Origin of the sequence: Streptomyces sp. NRRL S-1022 (assembly GCF_000720135.1) — a bacterium.
Classification (GTDB): Bacteria; Actinomycetota; Actinomycetes; order Streptomycetales; family Streptomycetaceae; genus Streptomyces.
In genome coordinates this window covers 1-243 of record NZ_JOIU01000209.1, presented here as the reverse complement: position 1 = coordinate 243, position 243 = coordinate 1, and the positions used below count along the sequence as shown (strand labels likewise).

The 243-nt window shown below is 74.1% G+C and carries 1 protein-coding gene; it reads right to left on the bottom strand.

Annotation, left to right across the window (positions count from 1 at the left end):
• Positions 1–99 precede the first annotated feature (99 nt).
• On the bottom strand, positions 100–243 hold a 144-nt coding region (locus IG05_RS0141605; protein WP_030349227.1), incomplete at its 5' end, for a mobile element transfer protein.

Below are 243 nucleotides of genomic sequence, written 5' to 3'. Positions count from 1 at the left end.
ACGGCGATGAGCCAGGCGGGCGGGCGGATGAGCTTGACGCCGAGGTAGCCGACGACGGCCAGGGCGAACCAGAGCGGGACCTGCATGGCGGTGGGTCTCCTAGCGGACGCGGCAGCGGTGGGTGCGGGCGGCGAGCTGGGCGGCGGTCTGGCTGGAGTAGTCGGCGGACCAGCCGCAGCGGTCGGCGGTGCACACGGCGGCGTACTTGGTCCGGCCGTTGCGGTCGCGGTGGGTGCCGATCTG